Annotated in this window: 20 protein-coding genes; 6 read left to right on the forward strand and 14 right to left on the reverse strand. The window is 60.4% G+C overall.

Annotation, left to right across the window (positions count from 1 at the left end; all coding sequences use genetic code 11):
- Window positions 1–13 precede the first annotated feature (13 nt).
- Window positions 14–298 carry a hypothetical protein gene (locus ABD112_RS07330; protein ID WP_343924563.1) on the reverse strand — a complete coding sequence of 95 codons (285 nt, stop codon included), beginning with the start codon at window positions 296–298 and terminating at the stop codon, window positions 14–16.
- A gap of 32 nt (window positions 299–330) precedes the next feature.
- Here ABD112_RS07330 and ABD112_RS07335 point away from each other — a divergent pair, with 32 nt between their 5' ends.
- Entirely contained in the window at window positions 331–1,788 is a 1,458-nt protein-coding gene (locus ABD112_RS07335) for an RHS repeat-associated core domain-containing protein (RefSeq protein WP_343924564.1), read from the forward strand.
- Window positions 1,789–2,111: 323 nt separating this feature from the next.
- Here the strand turns inward: ABD112_RS07335 and ABD112_RS07340 are convergent, their stop codons facing one another.
- Window positions 2,112–2,294 carry a hypothetical protein gene (locus ABD112_RS07340; protein ID WP_343924565.1) on the reverse strand — a complete coding sequence of 61 codons (183 nt, stop codon included), beginning with the start codon at window positions 2,292–2,294 and terminating at the stop codon, window positions 2,112–2,114.
- A 251-nt stretch (window positions 2,295–2,545) separates the two neighbouring features.
- Between ABD112_RS07340 and ABD112_RS07345 the strand changes: the two genes are divergently transcribed.
- Both ABD112_RS07345 and ABD112_RS07350 read left to right on the forward strand, forming a co-directional pair.
- Window positions 2,546–2,776, forward strand: coding sequence for a hypothetical protein (locus ABD112_RS07345; RefSeq protein ID WP_343924566.1), 231 nt, complete (start codon window positions 2,546–2,548; stop codon window positions 2,774–2,776).
- Between the two features lie 28 nt (window positions 2,777–2,804).
- Window positions 2,805–2,984: an RHS repeat-associated core domain-containing protein gene (locus ABD112_RS07350; RefSeq protein ID WP_343924567.1), complete on the forward strand. Its 180-nt coding sequence runs from the start codon at window positions 2,805–2,807 to the stop codon at window positions 2,982–2,984.
- A gap of 893 nt (window positions 2,985–3,877) precedes the next feature.
- Here the strand turns inward: ABD112_RS07350 and ABD112_RS07355 are convergent.
- On the reverse strand, window positions 3,878–4,048 hold the full coding sequence (locus ABD112_RS07355; RefSeq protein WP_343924569.1) for a hypothetical protein: 171 nt from the start codon (window positions 4,046–4,048) through the stop codon (window positions 3,878–3,880).
- Between the two features lie 214 nt (window positions 4,049–4,262).
- Here ABD112_RS07355 and ABD112_RS07360 point away from each other — a divergent pair, with 214 nt between their 5' ends.
- Window positions 4,263–4,616 carry a siderophore-interacting protein gene (locus tag ABD112_RS07360; RefSeq protein ID WP_343924570.1) on the forward strand — a complete coding sequence of 118 codons (354 nt, stop codon included), beginning with the start codon at window positions 4,263–4,265 and terminating at the stop codon, window positions 4,614–4,616.
- Window positions 4,617–4,676: 60 nt separating this feature from the next.
- On the opposite strand, the gene ABD112_RS07365 is transcribed toward ABD112_RS07360, so the two are convergent.
- The 9 genes from ABD112_RS07365 to ABD112_RS07405 form a co-directional block, all read right to left on the reverse strand.
- The gene (locus ABD112_RS07365) at window positions 4,677–5,126 is read right to left on the reverse strand and encodes a Rieske (2Fe-2S) protein (RefSeq protein WP_343924572.1); all 450 of its coding nucleotides are present in this window, start codon (window positions 5,124–5,126) and stop codon (window positions 4,677–4,679) included.
- 65 nt (window positions 5,127–5,191) lie between these two features.
- Window positions 5,192–6,604, reverse strand: a complete 1,413-nt coding sequence (locus tag ABD112_RS07370; protein ID WP_343924574.1) for a dihydrolipoyl dehydrogenase family protein — start codon at window positions 6,602–6,604, stop codon at window positions 5,192–5,194.
- 8 nt (window positions 6,605–6,612) lie between these two features.
- Window positions 6,613–7,413 (reverse strand): crotonase/enoyl-CoA hydratase family protein, encoded by an 801-nt coding sequence (locus ABD112_RS07375; RefSeq protein ID WP_343924575.1) that lies wholly within the window; start codon window positions 7,411–7,413, stop codon window positions 6,613–6,615.
- Between the two features lie 57 nt (window positions 7,414–7,470).
- Window positions 7,471–8,292: an arginase family protein gene (locus tag ABD112_RS07380; RefSeq protein ID WP_343924576.1), complete on the reverse strand. Its 822-nt coding sequence runs from the start codon at window positions 8,290–8,292 to the stop codon at window positions 7,471–7,473.
- A gap of 21 nt (window positions 8,293–8,313) precedes the next feature.
- A complete protein-coding gene (locus ABD112_RS07385; RefSeq protein WP_343924577.1) occupies window positions 8,314–9,051 on the reverse strand; it encodes a PspA/IM30 family protein in 738 nt (245 codons plus the stop codon).
- A gap of 39 nt (window positions 9,052–9,090) precedes the next feature.
- Window positions 9,091–11,124 (reverse strand): TPM domain-containing protein, encoded by a 2,034-nt coding sequence (locus ABD112_RS07390; RefSeq protein ID WP_343924579.1) that lies wholly within the window; start codon window positions 11,122–11,124, stop codon window positions 9,091–9,093.
- 54 nt (window positions 11,125–11,178) lie between these two features.
- A complete protein-coding gene (locus ABD112_RS07395) occupies window positions 11,179–11,916 on the reverse strand; it encodes a hypothetical protein (protein WP_343924581.1) in 738 nt (245 codons plus the stop codon).
- Window positions 11,909–12,448 (reverse strand): sigma-70 family RNA polymerase sigma factor, encoded by a 540-nt coding sequence (locus ABD112_RS07400; protein WP_343924583.1) that lies wholly within the window; start codon window positions 12,446–12,448, stop codon window positions 11,909–11,911. Before ABD112_RS07400 ends, ABD112_RS07395 begins: the two co-directional genes overlap by 8 nt.
- A gap of 104 nt (window positions 12,449–12,552) precedes the next feature.
- A complete protein-coding gene (locus ABD112_RS07405) occupies window positions 12,553–14,367 on the reverse strand; it encodes a phosphoenolpyruvate carboxykinase (GTP) (RefSeq protein WP_343924585.1) in 1,815 nt (604 codons plus the stop codon).
- A 139-nt stretch (window positions 14,368–14,506) separates the two neighbouring features.
- On the opposite strand from ABD112_RS07405, the gene ABD112_RS07410 reads away from it, so the two are divergent.
- Window positions 14,507–15,943 carry a helix-turn-helix domain-containing protein gene (locus ABD112_RS07410; protein WP_343924586.1) on the forward strand — a complete coding sequence of 479 codons (1,437 nt, stop codon included), beginning with the start codon at window positions 14,507–14,509 and terminating at the stop codon, window positions 15,941–15,943.
- Between the two features lie 61 nt (window positions 15,944–16,004).
- Here the strand turns inward: ABD112_RS07410 and ABD112_RS07415 are convergent, their stop codons facing one another.
- Both ABD112_RS07415 and ABD112_RS07420 read right to left on the reverse strand, forming a co-directional pair.
- Window positions 16,005–16,445 (reverse strand): rhodanese-like domain-containing protein, encoded by a 441-nt coding sequence (locus tag ABD112_RS07415; RefSeq protein ID WP_343924588.1) that lies wholly within the window; start codon window positions 16,443–16,445, stop codon window positions 16,005–16,007.
- 9 nt (window positions 16,446–16,454) lie between these two features.
- A complete protein-coding gene (locus ABD112_RS07420; protein WP_343924591.1) occupies window positions 16,455–17,507 on the reverse strand; it encodes a flavin-containing monooxygenase in 1,053 nt (350 codons plus the stop codon).
- Window positions 17,508–17,579: 72 nt separating this feature from the next.
- On the opposite strand from ABD112_RS07420, the gene ABD112_RS07425 reads away from it, so the two are divergent.
- Window positions 17,580–17,951: an ArsR/SmtB family transcription factor gene (locus tag ABD112_RS07425; protein WP_343924589.1), complete on the forward strand. Its 372-nt coding sequence runs from the start codon at window positions 17,580–17,582 to the stop codon at window positions 17,949–17,951.
- The last annotated feature ends 298 nt before the right edge of the window (window positions 17,952–18,249 follow it).

Genomic DNA, 18,249 nt, shown 5'->3' on the forward strand with positions numbered 1-18,249 from the left:
CTGCAGGAAGTCGCTAGTGAACGTGCGAGCGCCCAACCCCCGCCGCAACACCCGGCGGCGTATCCGCGAGTAACCCCGTCCCAGCGAACGCAGCCTCGAGGTCGGCACGGGTTTCGGCGAAGTGTTCCCACCCGTCGGTGTGGAGGCCGACCACGTGGTGAACGCCCCAAAGTCGGGCGGCTTCTGCGGCATCCGCTGATGTCAAGGTGACGGGGCCGTTGACCGCGGAGATGCGGGCAGCGCCCGCGAAGAGCACCGCGATACTGATGTCGGGGAAGTGGCCGATCCGCGAACCCACACCAGACCTACACGTTCGATGCCGCCGGTCGTTTGACCGAGGCGGTCATCCCGAGGCATGTGTTGTCGTATGGTTTCGCAGACACCACGTGTGGTGCGGGTGCGAGTGATCTTGCCGGTCGTAATGGTAACCGCACGTCGTTCTCTGATGTAAAGGATGCGGGCACCCCGAGCACGACTGATTACTGTTATGACGGGTCTGACTGGTTGGTGTCGACGGCGGTGGCGGGTGCTCCGGCTGGGGCAAACGCCTTGCTCTCGACGAACCTGAGTGCGGCGAGTCTGACGTATGACGTGCATGGCAATACGACCCGGTTGGCGGATCAGCAGCTGTTCTATGACGGTGCTGACCGGCACATGAAGACGGTGTTGGATGACGGCACCGTAATCGAATATGTGCGGGATGCGACGGGGCGGATTGTTCAGCGCAGCTCCACGGCACCGGGCGAGGCGGCGGAGGTTATTCGTTACACGTTTGGCGGAGGGACTTTGTTCGGAGCTCTTGACGGCAGCGGCACTCTAATCGAGGAGAGTCTGTCATTGCCCGGTGGGGTGAGTTTTTCTCTGCCGGTGGGGGCGGATGCGCGGTGGTCGTACCCGAATCTGCATGGTGACTCGATCATCCTCACCGACCATCTCGGTATCCGGGTTGGTGCACGCGCTGCATTTGATCCGTTCGGTCAACCCATCGATCCGGTCACCGGCGACATTGGCACGGAGACTGCGGATGACGCGGTCACGGACACATCGCCGGGGGATGCTGATTACGCGTTCGTGGGATCGCATCGGAAGTTGTATGAGCATCAGGGTTCGATCGCGACGATCGAGATGGGTGCCAGGCAGTATGTTGCCGGGCTCGGCAGGTTCTTGGAGGTGGACCCTGTTGAGGGTGGGGTGACGAACGCCTATGACTACCCGGCTGATCCGATCAATCAACTCGATCTGAGTGGAATGTACACTGCGGACTCCGTCGATCGTGTCTCAAGAAGCACTGGCAAATCTGCCGCTGTTCTATGGAAGGCTAACAAACCTGTGAAGAGAATCCTTGGACCCAACACTGGGGTAACGACACTTCAAGAAACTTGGCGCACGCCATGGCGACCATATGCAAAACCGAAACCGGTGGTGCCCAAAGGGCCAGTCCGGAGCCCAGCCGGTGCTGACACGGCGCTGAAGGGATGCTACTTCGCGTGCGGCGAATATACCCGGACTGTGAATGATCATGGAAACCTCAATGCGATCACGGTTTCCGGAGGCGTTGAAGCCGGGGTTTACGGGACTGCGGGCGGCTCGATCAACAAGAGCGAGGGCCTATCAGTGGGAGTTCAGTGCAGCGCAGCCGCGGGGCCAGTGGGCGGATTTATCGGCGGAGGGTTTGGATTCGTCGACACCAACTGGGCGTGGTCGCCTTCCATATATGGTGAAGGTGGCGGTGCGGTAGGTGGCGGTGGAGGATGTTCTATAGGAGTGGGATGGTCATGGACGGACTAGCGCTAGCTGCGGGGGCTCCCATTCCGGCAACTAATGCCCAAGCGTTTCTTTTTCTCGGGATGATATTTCTGTTTGCCGCCACATACGCTTGGACCCAGCGAGAAACTTTCGCGAGCAAGCGTCGCGAGGGTTTCGAGAAATTGGGTTGGACTTGGTTTGCGCGCCAGATGCCCGACCGTAGGTGGCACCGGATAGCGGTTGTCTTCGCGGTAATTTGGGGAGCGCTGGGGGTGCTAGTTCTCGCGGCGGGCGTTGTATTTGTCTTTTTGGGCGTCTAGCAGGTGGATTCCCAGATTATTGGCCTCGAGTGATGCAGAGAGTCGCTAGTGAACGTGCGAGCGCCCAATCTCTACCGCAATCCCCGGCGGGGTCTCCACAAGCAACCCGGTCCCCGCGAACGCGGCCTCGAGGTCGGCACGGGTTTCGGTGAAGCGTTCCCACCCTTCGGTGTGGAGGCCAACCACATGGTCAACGGCCAAGATGCGGGCTGCGCCCGCGAACAGCACCTGCGAAAAGCACGGAGATGCTGATGTCGGGGAAGCGGTCTGCGATTTGCTGCACGATCGGCAGGGAGCGTTATCGCCGCTGACGTAGATGGTGGGTTCGCCTTCGGCCGCAGCCTGGGCAACATCACGCGCAATTTTGCAGGTGTTAGCACTGGTTTCAGTTGGGTTTTCCGGATGCCACTGTGGTGTCGGATTCTGTGGTGCGTTCGCAGTCGGGCCGAATCATTCAGAACACTCTGTCGGATTCGTGGGTGGCGGATCCCCGAACGGAAACCTCGACCTACACCTTCGATACTGCTGGTCGCTTGACCGAGGCGGTCATCCCGAGGCATGTGCTCTCGTATGGTTTCGGTGACACCACGTGTGGTGCGGGTGCGAGTGATCTTGCCGGTCGTAATGGTAACCGCACGTCGTACTCTGATGTGAAGGATGCCGGTACCCCGATCACCACTGATTACTGTTACGACGGGAGGGGACGCTGATTACGCCTTCGTAGGTGCGCATCGGAAGTTGTATGAGCATCAGGGTTCGATCGCAACGATCGAGATGGGTGCGAGACAGTATGTTGCCGGGTTGGGCAGGTTCCTCGGGGTGGACCCGATCGAGGGTGGGGTCACCAATGCGTATGACTACCCGGCTGATCCGATCAACCAGCTCGATCTCAGTGGGCGTGCGGTCTGTTCGGGATGAATGTGGCGAGTATCTTCATTGGAATTGGCGACACAGTCACGATATGCGGGTGGTGCTTACTCGCGGGCGAGACGAGCCTGACAGGTCTTATCCGGAACAGGATTGGCGGTGGAGGCACGGTAAATACGGCGGCCGAATTCCAGTCAAATGGCTTTTGCACGTTTGGCGCCGTATGGACCGGCCTAGCAGCAGGTGCGGTCAGCGCGCCCTCGGCATCCGTCGGCTCCGTGGCCGCTCGACTCAGAGTGATGTCGGGCCGCGAGATCAAAATAGGGAACAACGTCCGAATCGCGCTGTTGGGAAACCGCACCAGGCATGCAATCGGCAGGTATCCTCATTATCATCGTCGAGGACTCGACGCGAACGGAAGGACTTATGATCGTCAAGGTATCGGACGCCATAGGCCTTGGGCGAAAATGAAGAATGATAGGTCTTTTTGGGAGAGATTTTGATTACTGAACCAGTTCCTCCGATCGTAATCGATGACTTGGGTGAGCTTTTGATCTACCCGACCATCGAGATGACGTGCCTTGAGGTGGAGACGATAGATGCTAGAGAAGGCGTCCTGGAGGCGTTCGACAGTGAGGGCCGACGCCTTGAACTAAGTGCTCGGGGGGAGGTCGTCTCGTTGGCAATTCGATCGGGATCAGGCCCGGATCCCGCCGAGCTTGAGCGACGCCTTCGACTGTATATACGGCCTGAATGGCTGCCTAAAATGGGGCTTGCGAACTTGGATGGCATTCCGCTTTCAGAAATGCTTCAGTCACTACTCGAGTATGAAAGGGATGAAGCTTCGACGTCGAGACAAGGGTGGGGGCGTGGCGCGATTGCCTGGCTAAGGCGCAGCGTACTGAGAAGCCGACGTTGACAACTTGCGTACGTTATCAGTACTGCTAAGCCCCAGCGGCCGAGTGCTCGACGCTGACCACAACACGGTGCGACGAATCCACGAGTAGCCCGTTGCAGGCGAAGGTGGCTGCGCCGACTTCGCGGGAGTCCCAGGAGTCGAGACCGACAACGCCGCCGCCGAAGAGGTCGGAGCCTGCCTTCATGGTGCTGATCATCAGCACACCCGTGGCGAGCAGTTCGAGGCCCTTACCTCACTTACTCGACCGCAATGCAGCTTCTTGAGTCGGTCGCGTGTGCGAACGGAAGCAGCTTGGTCAGCAACTCCCGTAATGAGACCGTTGCGCATATTCTCGGAGCCGCTTGTGGGGCCCAGGCAATCAGCCGAGAGCGCTGTTCACATTAGGTTAGGCATGCCTATACTGGGAGTACATGTTTCCCGAACTCTTCACCCCACAGATTGCTTGGCATCCCCAGTCGGCAGACCGCGTACTGCTCGCGGGAGACGAGAACTCGATCGAGACTATTGCGATGATCCTTGCGAGCCTGCCCGCTCGCTCCCGTGGTCAAGTTTTCATCGAAGTCGACTCGGCCGATGACATCCAACAGCTGGCGGCTCCCGGCCGTTTTAGCGTGTGCTGGTTGCTGCGCGAGCGCGGCCAAAGCGTTGCGCGATCGGTAGATGCGTGGTTGAGCGAAATGCTTCCGGTGAGCGCTTTCGGCGAGAGCACCGTTTACGCCTGGGTTGCCCATCAGGGTCCTGCGCGACTGCTCAGCTCCAACTAGACCGGGCCGGCGCCTCTCAATTGCGCGTCAGTATTCCGGCCACGCCACAGTGTTGTCTCGCTACTTTTTCGGCGTGCGCGCCGACCGGCCCCGCACATACCCGCCACGCTCAAGCCCGGCCTCGATCTCGAATCGATTGGTCAACGGGTTTTGCCCAGCTAGCAGGTAGAGCGGAATGAACCACAATCCATAGCGACGCCACTGCTCGCGATGCACAGCTTCATGTTCGAGCACGGCATCGCTCGCATTGCCGCCCGTCAGAAAGACAGCGCCAATTGTTGTGCCGCCACGGCCAAAAGCCCACTTCGGAAGTGGCGACGCTACCAACACGCCTCCGCGTGAGTGCACTCGACCTCGGCTCAGCACACCACCCCAGAGCAGCCCGGATACCGTAGCAAACCAGTAGCCGGGTCGCGTTAGTGACGGATGCAACATCACTTGTTGCACTCGAGGGTTGTGCTCGGCATGCGCGATCGCACGCCCTAACCGCGCACCTCTCGAATTGCTCACGTTATTGATCCGTTCATTTCGTAACGCCGCTTCGTGTCGAACCTTCGCTGGCTCAGCCGCTGCCGCTACGGGCGCCCGATGGTCTCCAGCAGTCGCAGCCACACTTCGCTGATCGTCGGGTACGACGGAACAGCGTGCCAGAGGCGTGCGATCGGAACTTCGCCGACGATGGCGATCGTTGCTGAATGCAGCAGCTCGGCAACATCCTGGCCGACAAAGGTAGCGCCAACAATGACGTGACGTTCGCGGTCGATTACGAGTCGTGCCTGACCCTCATAGTTGTCTGCCTGCAGGCTCGCGCCGGCGACCCAGCCCAAGTTGTAGTCAACGACCTGCGCGTCAATGCCATGCTTCTCGGCATCCTCAGACATGATGCCCACCGAAGCGACTTCGGGGTCCGTGAACGTAACTTGGGGAACGGCGCAGTGATCGGCGGTCGCAACATGGGCTCCCCAGGGTGCGTCTGACACTGGTTCGCCTGTTGCCCGTGCGACGATCACGTCGCCGGCTGCACGCGCCTGATACTTGCCTTGGTGGGTGAGCAGCGCCCGGTGGTTGACGTCACCGACGGCGTAGAGCCAGTCGGTGCCGTGCGTGAGCATCGTGTCATCAACTGACAGCCAGTCTCCGGAAGTCAGCCCAACAGTTTCGAGGCCGATGTCGGTGGTGCGAGCGGTGCGACCTGTCGCCACCAAAATTTCGGATGCCGTAAAGCTCTCCGTCTCGGTGTCGATGTCGATTCCATGGCTGGTGCGTTTGATGCGCGTGGGGGACGCCTTGACGATGGTGACGCCGCGCTCACGGAGCGCTTTCGCAACCATGTCACCGGCGAAGTCTTCTTGACCGTTGAGCAGTCCGCTGCGGGCGAAGAGGATCACTTCGGCACCAAGATCGCGGTAGGCGGTCGCCATTTCAACGCCGACTACGCCGCCACCGATGATGGCAAGTGACTCGGGAACTTCTTTGACTGAGGTCGCTTCGCGTGGTGTCCACGGTTCTGCGTCGATGAGCCCAGAAATGTTGGGGAGCTTCGGGTCGGATCCGGTGGCGACGACCACAGCATGGTTAGCAGTCAGCGTTGAAATTTCGCCATTGTCGTCGGTGACGGTGACTCGTTTGGGGCCGTCGAGGCGCGCGTGGCCACGGCGGAGGTCGATGCCAGCTTTCTCAACCCAACGAACTTGGCCGGCGTCATCCCAGTTGTTGGTGAAGGTGTTGCGACGTGCGAGCAGCGCGGCGACATCAATATTGCCAGTAACGGCCTCAGCTGCACCGCCTACGCGCTGGGCTGCGCGCAGGGCGAGCCCGCTGCGAATGAGTGCCTTCGAGGGCATACACGCCCAGTATGAGCACTCGCCGCCGACGAGTTCGCTCTCAACGAGTGCGACACTCAGGCCGCCCTGCACGGCCCGGTCAGCGACGTTTTCGCCGACGGCGCCGGCGCCAATAACAATGACATCCCAAGTGTTCTCAGCCATGGTTCTTCCTACTTTCCGATAAACGATGCGGTTGTTCGAGTCATGAATGCTTGCATGCCGATTCGGGAATCTTCGCTCTGGGCGAGGGCGACTAATTCGGGCTGCAGGGCAGCCTCTGCGGCAGCGTCGCCATCCCGAACCGCAATGTTTGCGTTCGTCAACGCGGCCTGTACGGCGAGCGGCGCCTGGGCCGCTACGCGCTGGGCAAGCTCAAGCCCACGCGCATACTGTTGGCCATGCGGCACTACTTCTTGCACCATCCCCATGCGGTGGGCTTCGGCAGCATCAAAGCTGTCACCGGTAAGAATCCACCGCATCGCGTTCGACCATCCCACCTGCCGGGGAAAACGAATAGTCGCTCCGCCGAACGGAAGGATGCCGCGCGAAACTTCTACCTGTCCAAAGACGCTCGAGTCGGCGGCGACGGCAATGTCACTAGCGAGGATGAGTTCAATGCCGAGAGTGAGGCAGGTTCCCTGCACAGCGATCACGACGGGCTTGGAGAGCTTCTCGCCCGAAACCTGCCACGGGTTGAATCCGCCCTCGGGAACCATGTCGAGTCCCTCGGTGCCGATCCGCGGCCCGATGTCGGCCAGGTCAAGGCCGCCAGTGAAGTGCTCACCGTGCGCAAACACAAAACCGGCGCGCAATTCTGGATCCCGTTCTAGTTCGCCATACGCAAGCGCTAGCTGCTGCAACATCTCCATGTCGGCGGCATTGCGTTTGTCGACTCGATTGAGCCCGATAAGCAAGACGTGGCCGTCTCGTTCCACGGTCACTTTGGCGGTACTGGTGCTGAGATCAGTCATGTTCCCAGACTACGACGCGGGCGCGGCGGTGTCGCTGGATGCTGAACGATCTGTGCCCTAGCGTGCAGAAGTAATTGCGCCGATCAACCGCAAAATGGTCGGCAGATCATCCGCTGCCTGACTGACGGATGCCGGAGCAAACTCGGTGATTCCGGCGCCAGTGAGTGGATACTTTGCCACCACCGCACGGATCGTCTCCGCGAGAAGTACGGGCGAGATCCCGAACGGCACTGGCGAACCCAACCCTGCGAAGTCGGCAGGGTCGAGCACATCGAGGTCGATGTGCAGATACACGGAGTCCGCGCCTGTCGCGGCGATCGCTTCGAGAATTGCCTCAGGGGAGAACTCAATAGCGCCGATCAAACGGATGCCGGCATCCTGAATGTACGCATCTTCCTCAGGGTCGGCCGAGCGCACACCTGCCAGAATCACGTGATCTGCGCTGAGTGGATGCCCGGGCACGAGTGCTGCGGGCCCGTCACCGAGAAGCGTCCGCAACACCATCCCGGTGAACGCGCCAGACGGGCTTGATTCTGGAGTGTGCAGGTCGGGGTGCGCGTCAATCCACACCACGGCGGGCGCGCTGGGGCTGACATGTTCGATGGCGGCAAGCTCAACACCGCAATCTCCGCCAATCGTCACATGGGTTGCGGGGTCAGCGGCATAAGTCCGAAGAGCTCGTTCGCGCACCAGAAGCAACGAACTCAGACGATGAACGCCCGTACCTTGGTGGTCGCCAGCTTCAAGGGGAACGTCTACGGTGCGAGTCGATGCGGAGGGAAGATCGCCCCGAATGGCCTCGGCACCGTCCACGAGTTGCATTGCGCGAGAAGACCCCGAACCTTGCCACTGTGGAACGACAACATAGTTAATCGTCATTCGTTGGATTTCGCGTGCGAACTACTCGCCAGCCGTAACGGCTTTCGTGCCGCCCGACTTGAGAGCTGCCAAGCGTGCCTCAACTTCGCCCTGCTTGCCCAAGTCTTCGAGACCTTCAAACTGAGCGTCGAGGCTGGATGCTGCCAACTCTTGCTGCCCAAGAACCTTGGCTTCTTCGCGTCGAATCTTGTCTTCGAAGCGACCGAGGTCACTCGTGGGGTCGAGCAGGTCAATCGACTTGAGAGCATCGTGAACTTGTGACTGAGCTTCGACAGTCTTTGAGCGAGCAACGAGTTCGTCGCGCTTGGAGGTCAGATCGCCGAGCTTTGCCCGCATACCGTCGAGGCCGCTCTTGAGTTGGTCAACAACGTGAGTTTGCGAGGCAATCGTGGGTGCGACGGCGCGGGCTTCATTTTCGGACGAGACTTGGCGACCAATCGCGATCTTCGCGAGGTTGTCGAACTTATCGGCGTCGGCAGAATTGCCGCTCGCACGCAGTTCGTCGGCTTTGTTGCTGGCCGCGAGGGCTTTGCGGCCCCAGTCTGCGGCTGCGTTCCTATCTTCCATGTGATCCTGCTCCATGAGCCGGAGGTTGCCGATGGTCTGAGCTACGGCGCTCTCCGCATCCGCAATGGAGTTTGTGTAATCACGCACTAGTTGGTCGAGCATCAACTGGGGGTCCTCAGCCTGGTCGAGAATCGAGTTGATATTCGCCTTCAGTAGTTGTGAGATACGTCCGAGGATCGACTGCTTTGCCATGCGATATGCCTTTCGTGAGTGTTATCTAGCAAACCGTACTTAGAATCTACCGCCGCGACTGCGACCGCCACCACTGCGACCAGAACTTCCACCAGAACGGCGGCTGCCGCCGGATCGAGAACCGCCAGATCGTGAACCGCTCGACCCAGAGCCGCCGCCCCACGACCCGCCGCCCCACGATGAGTTTTGGCCTGATCGTGACGATCGTGAACCTAGGCTGCCGCCGATTAGGCCACCAATGAGTCCGCCGAGCAGGTCGCCGCCCGAGCTGCCTCTGCCTGCGCCGCCGAAACCGCCGAGCCCACCCATGCCTGAGCCCGAACCGCTTCCGGTCGAGAATTGCGAGACGTCGCGCTGGGCAAGATTGTAGGCCGTCGCCGCCAATTGGTCGGCCTGTCGTGCGTGGGTCAGAGCAGTAACCGGATCGGATGCTTGCAGCGCCAGCGCCTGCTTCACCTGACGGTCGGCTTCGCTAATTCTCGTTCGCGCCTCAGAACCGACACCGCCGCGACGAGTCGTAATGAATTGCGCGGTAGTCGTGATCCGCGACTGTGCTCCGGCAAGAGCAGCAGTCAATTGGGTTGCCGCCTGCGCGACCGCCACCTGCTGATCGCGCACCCCAACGAATACTGTCTCGAGGGCAGCATTCGCGTCGCCTAGGGTGCTCAAGCTCGCGACCGGATCGCTCGAGTTGGCCTGCGCCGATGCGAGAGCCGCTTCGGCGGCCGCGATGTGCGGCTGCAACGCTACAGAGCTGTCGTCGCGGGGCAGCGCGCGTGCGGCGGCAATATCACCAGTCGTATCAATGATTGCGGCTGCAAGCTTGCCTTCTGCTGATTGCAGCTCTGTTGTGAGTGAATCTACGGCATCCATGAGCTGGATTGCCTGTCCGAGTTGGGCCTGGCCGGTGCGCACGGCGACGGCCGCTTCGCCGTGCTTGTGGGCCTCGATCGCTGTGCTCGCCGTCGTGGAGGACTCAACGGCAGCCGAGAGCAAGGCGCGAGCGCGTTCAACATTCTCGGCCACTGAATCGAGAGCCGAAGGCGCATAGCGTGTGGTCAATGCGCTCACGGTGCTCTCCGTTGTGGGGAGCCGATTGCTGGCCGTCGCGATCAGCGCAGACGTCTCGGCCAACGCCGCCGGCGCATTCGATTCGAGCTGCCGTAGTTGGTCGAAGGCCTCAGCCTGAGCATCCAACAACTCGTCGGCATGCTCGCACAGCTCGACAATCTCGATCGTCATCGCGCGCTTTTGCTCGGCAGTTTCAGGCTCGCTGTCATCAAGCTTCTGGCGGATGCGAAACGCTTGCGCAACAGCGGTATTGGCCTCGGCGAGAGCCGCCTTAAAGCCCGCCGTTGCGGCCGAGCCAAACTGGGCGACGGCGAAGCCGAGTTCTTGTTCGCTCGTCTTGAGCGCATCATCCAAATCGACAAGAGCGCTACCGGCACGACGATCAAGCTCCTCTTGCGAGACGCTCTCGGCTGGGGTCTTTTTGTCTCCTGTACGACCACGCCGGCGCACCCGATAAATCGCATAGGCACCAACGCCGATTACGGCGGCTCCTGCGACAATCGGCAAGACCGGGACGCCTCCGCTGGATGATGCGGGGGAGGCCTCGCCCGCGAGCGAGTCGGCTCCCGCGATAGCTGCTTGACCCCAGTTGTCATTGCGCAGCTCCGCCTCGATGGCGCTTTCAGCCGCATTCAATTGGGCGTCAGTTAGGGGCACATCAGCGGCAACTGACAGCGCATACTGACGCTGCGAAACCGCGACCGCGAGCAGAAGATCGCCATCGCCGAGCCCATTAGCGTCTGCTGTGGCATCCGCCCAGTCGATCGGGACGTTGGGATTTGTGAACTCGTCAACATAGACAACAAAGAGTTGGATGCCCGCCCGCTCATACAGCGAATCGAGCGCCGCAACCACGTCGCCAGCGTTGCCGTCGAGCACCCCGGCAGCGTCAATGACGTAGGCGCCGTCGAGCCGTACGGGATCGTCAGCAAGTGCCGGGCTGGCGGTCATGACGGCGAGTCCTACAGCGAGCGCAAATACGGTAGCAAGTCGAGCCTTCACTGGTGCTCCTTCACGACGAAAGTGACACGAGGAGTCTAGCGAAGCGAGGTGTGATTACTGCAGCACTATGGTCGACGGCGAGCTGCGAACTTCGGCAGCGTCACCATCTTCGGGGTCCGTTGGCGCGAAGGCGAGAGAGGTGCTGACCGTGTAGATTCCGGGGTCAATCATGCCGCCGGCATCAATCATCGTGCAGTCATAGATGGCGATGGAGACGGCGAATTCGATGCTCTGGCCTGGCTGCAAGTTCACAGGGACTACCGACAAAATCTGTGCGTCCGGGCTGTGCGAGATCGATATCGTGTCACGGGTCAGATTCACGTCGGGCACTGATGCCGTGGTTCCGATTACTGCGGCCTGCGAGGTGTTCGTCAGTCGAACCGTGCCGAATGCGCTGCCGGATGCCGTCACCGGGCTGGCAATGTCAAGCTCAATGGCGAGGCCATAGGGCGACGCTGCGGTGGTCGGGATGATCGCGCCGCACGTCTCGGCAATCCCGCCCTCATCGGGCACGAGAAAAGACTCAGCAGTGTCTGCGCCGGCGTCGCTATCCATGCGCACGCCCGAATCCTCTGCCACGGAAGTGCCCGCAGTGAGCTCACCGGTGCGAGGGAACGTAGTGACTCCCGCGAAGAGAAGAGAAGCTGCCGCAAGCACTCCAACAGCACCCACCGCCAACTGGCGCGGACGACGCCGGGCCTTGCTGCGTGAAACTACCGCAGCAGCATCAATGTCAATTGCTGGATGTTCAGCAGCAGAGAGGTGTGCGCGCAGTTCGTTTTCATCAACCATGGTGGCTCCCTAGGTCGTGTGTTTCGCCGCGATCCAAGCTCACGGCCATTCGGGCGAGTGCGTCACTCAAGTAGCGCTTCACCGCTCCTGAACTAATCTGAAGTGTTTCGGCAATGTCATCCACTTTGAGGTCTTCGTAGTACCGCAGCACGATGCAGGCTCGTTCGCGCGGTCGAAGCTTCATCAATTGAGACTGGAGGTCGAGCCGGGTCTCGGTGTCGACATCCGATGATGGCTGCGTATCGGGCTCAGCAGTGAGGTGAGCAATCTTGCGCCAGCGACTGATGCGCCGACCGCGATCAAGGTAAGTGTTGAGGATCGCACGGCGCACGTACGCTTCCGCGCTGGCGATCGAGAACCCGTTGCGCAGCCGACCGAAGGTTTTGACGAGAGCGTCGTGCACGAGATCGGATGCGTCTTCTTTGTTCCCGGAGATCAGGTACGCATAGCGCGTCAAGGCTTGGCCTCGCTCTTCAACGAGTTGCGTGACCACGTCTTCCCATCGGGCAGGGGTGTTTTCGGTCTCAGTCACTGAGCCCCTCCTCGCCGTCATCTCTATTGTGGCCGAGGAATGGCCAACAGTTAGCGCAATTGTGGTCACACTACTAAAGACGAACGGCGAGGCGGTTTCGTTGGTTAGCCTTGGAGCCGTGTTTTCAACTGTTCAAGTTGGCGAGTCACTGCGGCGGGTACGCGACCATTGAAAGTTGCGAAGAACTCTTCAGTGGATGCGGCTTCGGCAAGCCATGAGTCGGCGTCGATCGCGAAGAGCTGCGCCATAGTCTCATCGCTGAGCTCGAGACCGTCGATGTTGAGGTCGCCGTCGCGCGGAAGCAACCCGAGGGCGCTTTCGCTAGCAGCAACCTGGCCGTCGACGCGCTCAAGGATCCATTCGAGCACGCGCGAGTTCTCGCCAAAGCCCGGCCAGAGGAATGATCCATCCGCTCCCTTGCGGAACCAGTTCACCTGGAAAATGCGAGGCACGGTTCCCGAAGTGCGCAGATTCTGCCCCACTGAGAGCCAGTGCGCCCAGTGATCCGCCATGTTGTATCCGCAAAAAGGCATCATGGCGAACGGGTCACGCCGCAGTTCGCCAATAGTGCCTTCGGCAGCCGCCGTCCGCTCAGATGAGATAGTGGCGCCCAGGTAGACACCATGCTCCCAATCTCGTGCCTCCACCACTAGCGGCACGTTGGTCGCGCGGCGACCGCCGAAGATTATTGCGTCGATGACGACGCCCTGTGGTGACTCCCAGTCATCTGCGATGGTGGGGCATTGTGCTGCAGCCACAGTAAAACGTGAGTTCGGGTGTGACGAAGGGCTGCCAGATTCTGGCGTCCAGTCGTTGCCTTCCCAGTCGATGAGGTGCTCAGGCGCCTCATCCGTCATGCCTTCCCACCACACGTCGCCGTTGTCTTTCAGCGCGACGTTAGTGAAGACGGTGTTGCCCCAGATGGTCTCCATGGCGGTCTCGTTGGTGGCGTTTCCGGTGCCGGGTGCCACTCCAAAGAAGCCTGCCTCAGGGTTGATAGCGCGTAGTCGGCCGTCAGCTCCCTTGCCGAGCCACGCAATGTCGTCGCCAATCGTTTCGGCTTTCCAGCCGGGGATTGTCGGCTTCAGCATGGCCAAGTTGGTCTTGCCGCAGGCGCTGGGAAATGCCGCTGCGATGTGGAAGACCCGACCGCGCGGGTTGGTGAGCTTGAGCAAGAGCATGTGCTCAGCAAGCCAGCCTTCGTCACGAGCGATCACCGAGGCGATGCGAAGCGCGAAAGACTTCTTCGCGAGAATCGCGTTGCCGCCGTAGGCGGAACCGAATGACCAGATCTCGCGAGTCTCGGGGAAGTGGCTGATGTATTTGGTCTGGTTGCAGGGCCACGGCACATCAGTGTCGCCAGCGGCGAGCGGTGCTCCAACGCTGTGGATGGCGCGCACCCATTCGGTGGAGTCATCAATCGATTCGAGAACAGCGGTGCCCATTCGCGTCATGATGCCCATGCTCACGACGACGTAGGGGGAGTCGGTGACTTGCACTCCAATTTTGGCGAGCGGGGAGCCAAGCGGCCCCATGGAGAACGGAACGACGTACATCTGGCGACCGCGCATGCTGCCCACGAAGAGACTGTCGAGAGTGTCGCGCATTTCTGCGGGAGGCGCCCAGTTGTTTGAGGGGCCGGCGTCTTCTTCTTTCACCGAGCAGATGAAGGTGCGTGACTCTACGCGTGCAACATCGCTGGGGTCGCTACGTGCGAGAAAACTGTGGGGGCGGTACTCGTCGTTGAGTCGAGTAAGCGTTCCGGCTTCGACCATTTCGTCAGCGAGTCGGTCGGCCTCTTCGACGCTGCCGATGCACCAGATGATGTCGTCCGGCTGGGTGAGGGTGGCGATCTCTTCCACCCAAGCAACAACGCTGTGGTGTGTTCCGTCGGGTGCGGAGAAGTGTGTCTTTGTCATCTCGGCGATGCTCATTTCTACCTTCCGCTGAAGTGTGTAGTGGTGAAAAAACTGTTCTTATTCGATGGTGGCCTACTTTTCTGTGCGTTACGGAGGATTCGACTGAAAAGAATCTGTGTTCTTTAGTTATAGTGAACCTGTGAATGATCTTGTGACTTTAGGGCAACGCATCCGACATTTCCGCACCACGGCGGGGTTCACCCTCGACCAACTGGGGGATCGTGTGGGCGTCGCGGGCAGTCAGCTCTCCCTGATGGAGAATGGACGACGCGAACCACGATTGACCCTGCTTTCGGCAATTGCTTCGGCCACGGACATCCAATTGGCTGATCTGCTTGATGAGGCACCACCCACGAAGCGTGCGGCGTTAGAGATCGAGCTGGATCGGGTGCAGCGCAGCACCATCTATGCCTCGTTGGGATTGCCCAAGATTCGGCCGTCGAAGGGCATTCCCGATGAAACGCTTGAGGCGATCGTTGGGTTGCACCACGAATTGGCCACTCGTTCACGCAAGGCAATTGCCACTCCTGAGGAGGCGCGCCGAGCCAACACTGAGCTGCGCCAGCAGATGCGCACTGTCGACAACTACTTGCCCGATCTTGAAGCGGAAGCCGAAAAGCTGACTCTCGCCGGCAACCACACGACGGGGGCGCTCACGCACCGTGCTGTCAGTCTGATGGCGGAATCGTTGGGCTTCGAACTCGTGCACGTGCACGATTTGCCGCATTCTGCGCGTTCCGTTACCGACCTCAAACACGGTCGCATCTACCTGCCGCCGGCATCGATCCCTGGTGGTCACGGACTGCGGTCGATGGCGCTGCAGGCGATGGCGCACCGAGTGCTTGGCCACACCGAGCCGACAAGCTACGCCGAGTTCTTGCATCAGCGACTGGAGATCAACTATTTTGCGGCCGCTGTTCTCATGCCCTTGAAGCAGTCAGTTGAGTTCTTGAGCGATGCCAAAGCGCAGCGCAATATCGCTGTCGAAGATTTTCGGGATGCTTTCGGTGTCACCCACGAGGCTGCCGCGCTGCGATTCACTAACCTCGCGACCTCACACCTCGACCTCGAGACGCACTTCTTGCGCGTTGGCGATGACGGCGCCGTCTACAAAGCGTACGAAAATGACGGCCTGCGCTTGCCGGTGGATGTCACTGGCTCGGCTGAAGGTCAGTTTGTGTGCCGCAACTGGAGCGCTCGAACCGCATTCACGCGCACCAACCGCACCACGGAGTTTTACCAGTACACCGACACCCCCGATGGCAGCTTCTTCGAATCCACCCAAACGGGAACGACGGATGCCGAAGAGTTCTCCATCACCATCGGGGTGCCGTTCTCGCACTCGAAATGGTTTCGCGGCCGCGCGACCGACAACCGTCGAGCATCCACCTGTCCCGATGAGACGTGCTGCCGTAAGCCGGAGGATGATTTGCGTGACCGCTGGGCCGGCAACGCTTGGTCGAGCGCCAAGTTGCACGCGCACATCCTGTCGCCGCTGCCATCAGGAACATTTCCTGGTGTGGATGACCGCGAGCTCTACGAGTTCTTAGATTCGCACTCGCGCGACGCGCACTAGGGGTGTTGTAGTACGCAATCTTCTTACGGTGCCTAGTACCTCTGTAAGGCAGTGCTACCGTTCAGCACTCGCAGTTGATTGCTGAGACTGGCGCGGTGAGCGGATCTTTCGCGCGACGCACGGGGCCGTTCTTGTCGACGACCGGGTATCCTTCGCGAGCCCAATACTCGAAGCCGCCGATCATTTCGCGCACTTCGTAACCGAGTTTGGCGAATTCCAGAGCAGCTTTGTTGCCACCATTGCACCCGGGTCCCCAGCAGTAAACGACGACGGGCATATCGAGGGGAACCTCATCGCCGGCGCGGGCGCGGATCTCGGCAGTCGGCATGTGTACGGTACCGACTGCACGGCCCTGATTCCACGCCGCATCGCCACGGGAGTCGATCAGAACGAAGCGCGCGTTTGCCTCGATCGCGCTCCCGACATCCGAGGCGTCAGTTTCGAAATCGAGCTTGCTCGAAAAGTGGGCGACTCGGTCAGTGGCAGTAGCGGGAGGCGTCATGCTCACAGGCTAGTGGGCATAGTACCTGGAGCGAGCGCTCGGCTTCTCCATCAGTTTCAATCCCCGCACCGTGGCGAGGGCGTCGGCGCCAACTCCGCGAACGGTGGCAGACGAGAACGAGCGTTGACGTTCCGATCCCACGAATCCGAGTTGAGGGTCGACAGTCGAGACGCCGTTGCGATGGCTCGGCGTCGTCGCTTCAACGTGGGGGAGGATCGACGTGAGTAAAGGAAGGTGCGGCCGATAACCGGTCGCGAAGATGATGGTGTCGGGTGTGCTGACGCTGCCATCAGCATGGTGCACGCCCGCGGTGTCCACTCGGTCGAACAGTGGTCGCCACTGCACGCGCCCCTCACGAAATGCCCGTTGGTAGGTGCCGTCGTCAATCACGGGAACACCTGCTCCGAGGCGCTGAGCGAAGAATTTCGACGTATCGAGACCGCTGCGGCTGAGCCACCAATTATTGTCTCGGCCCCACAACCGTTGGGCCTGCCAGTGCACTGGTCGGCGAGAGCATACAGTCACATCAGCGACGGCAGATAGCTCAGTCGCGATCTGAACCGCCGAGTTTCCGGCGCCCACTACTGCTACCTGTGTTCCGGCAAAATGGTGAGGTGAAACGTAATCGGCCGAGTGAAGTATCTGACCGCTGAACTCGTGGGCACGGGGGAGAGGCGGGATGTAGGGGGAGTCGAAACTGCCCGTCGCCATGATCAGATGGGTGGCTTCAATTGTGAAGCCGGATCCACGGGCGGTGAATCCGTCGTTGTCGCGATCAAGAGTGTCGACCGTCTGTCCGTAGCGGATGTCGGCGTCCAGTGAGTGCGCATAGTCGCCGAGGTAGGCCACCATCTCGTCGCGGTGCAGGTAGCGCTCGGGGTTTCCCGAGTGTGCGAGCCCGGGGAGTGTCGAGAAGCGTGCGGGAGAGAAAAGCGTGAGCGAGTCGTAGTAGCGGGGCCAGGAACCGCCGGGGCGTGGCGCGGCGTCGAGGGCGATGAAATCCTGCCCGGCTGTGCTGAGGCGGTGGGCTGCGGCAAGGCCTGCTTGGCCAGCACCAATGATGAGGGTTCAGGTCGTCATCGTCCGATCATATCGTTAAATTCCGATATGATGATATGAACCTATGGTTAAAGCATGACGCGCACGCTGTTTCCCCCAGAGACCCAGGCTTTCCTCAAAGCGCTCGGGAGCGAAACACGACAATCGATTCTGTTTGAGTTTGCAGCGAGGGAAGCGCTCACCGTGGGCGAAGTCGCCGAGAATTGCGGAATCGGGCAGTCAACGGCCTCTGAACAGCTGGCCATCATGCACAAAGGGGGTCTCGTCACGGCTACGCGCACCGGTAAGCGGGTTCACTATCGCGCCGATCCGGCGCTCATGCGGGCTCAGATGGCGCTACTGGACGATTATCTTGATCGCTGCTGTCCACCTCAACCCAGCTCTGAGGCAGCGTCGCAAATAGAGCCAAACGGCACGCTTTCACAGAACAGTGTCGGGAGCGATTGAGCGCGTGGCCAAGAAAACTTCTACCGCGGCACCACTCATTGATGCCCCGCGCCTGGGTCTGCTGCACTGATAGGTGAGGTCACAACTTACGCCTAAACGTGCAGCAGACCCGACGTAATCAAGCAAAAGTGACTCGCATGACGATTCGCTCGCCGAGATCGCGAACCGCGAGTAAAAGCCCGAACGTGTCTGCGTGGGAATAGCAAGTTGATTTGGCCCCGGGTTTGTCGTTTGATTCGGCCCCACCCCGGGTAGGGTTTTCTGGGTTGCCGTTGGTCGCGGCGGGTTAGCCTTTCTG

It is taken from the genome of Rhodoglobus aureus, assembly GCF_039527955.1.
Lineage (GTDB): Bacteria > Actinomycetota > Actinomycetes > Actinomycetales > Microbacteriaceae > Rhodoglobus > Rhodoglobus aureus.